This is a genomic window from Streptomyces sp. NPDC048411, from assembly GCF_040704695.1.
Lineage (GTDB): Bacteria > Actinomycetota > Actinomycetes > Streptomycetales > Streptomycetaceae > Streptomyces.
Genome location: NZ_JBEZKL010000318.1, coordinates 1 through 1,059 on the forward strand (window position 1 = coordinate 1; position 1,059 = coordinate 1,059).

Below are 1,059 nucleotides of genomic sequence, written 5' to 3' on the forward strand. Positions count from 1 at the left end.
GCCTCCCCAAAGACAACGCCAACCCGGTGAACGTATGTGGTCAGAGCACTAGCCGGCCACGATCGCGACCGGGGCGTCCCAGGCGTTCCGGTCGATCGTCAGCGTGCCGCCGGTGTGCGTCACCTTCTTGTTGACGGCGTACTGGTGGCCCCGGCGGTGCCCGGTGTACAGCGTCGAGGCGTACGGGAAGCCCGTGGTGGTGGAGTACACGTCGTCGTAACGGGCGTACCAGAGGATCTCCGGCAGGTCCGTGCGGTTCGTGGCGTTGGCCACGACGGCGGCACTGGAGTTGCTGAAGCCGTAGAAGCCGGACCAGTACCCCTTCGCCTTGACCGTCTTGTCGAACGCCCGGATGTAGGTGAGCACCGTGTTCACGCAGGAGGTGTTCTTCGGGTCGAAGTACTCCATGTCGAGGTAGACGGGGCTGCCCGGCTTCATACCGAGGGCGGCCTCCTTCGCCACGGCGTCGTTGGCGTCGGTGACGGCCAGTGAGGCGGCGTTGGTGGCGGTCATCTTCTCGGGGTTGGCGCTGGTCTGGCACGGCGGCTGCGCGCCGACGTACAGCGGGACCAGCTTCCACCCGGTGGCGCTGACGGACTTCACCCAGGACGCGGTGAGGTTGGGCTGCGCACAGCCGCGGTTCTTCCCGCCGACGTACACGGCGGCACCGCGGTAGACGGAGGAGCTGTACCAGCCCTTCATGGTGGTCAGCGACGGTGCGGTGCAGGTGTCGAAGACATGCCCGGTGTAAATCTTCGGCGCGGGCCTGGAGACGGTGGTAGCGGTGGCGGCCTCGGCGGCGAACGCGCCACCGGCGAGAACGGCGGCGCCGGCCACGGCCAGGGAGATGCGGCGACGCTTCTTGGATATGCGGTGAGAAGGCACAGAGACCTCAACAGTGCTCGGAAGAAGGCTCGAAAAAGTGAGAGGCCGACGGGGCAGGCGAGTCGTCAGCCTCCCCGGCGGCAGATCACGTTCTCATGCCGCAGTCGGCAGTTCGCCGACGAATGAGGCATTCCGTACAGCCATTACAGAAATTTGGCGTGCTCATTGCCTTCA

General features: G+C 66.0%; 1 protein-coding gene. It reads right to left on the reverse strand.

Features of this window, described 5'->3' with window-relative positions; translation table 11 throughout:
- Nucleotides 1-48 precede the first annotated feature (48 nt).
- A complete protein-coding gene (locus AB0915_RS39280) occupies nt 49-885 on the reverse strand; it encodes a glycoside hydrolase domain-containing protein (RefSeq protein WP_366696213.1) in 837 nt (278 codons plus the stop codon).
- Nucleotides 886-1,059 lie beyond the last annotated feature (174 nt).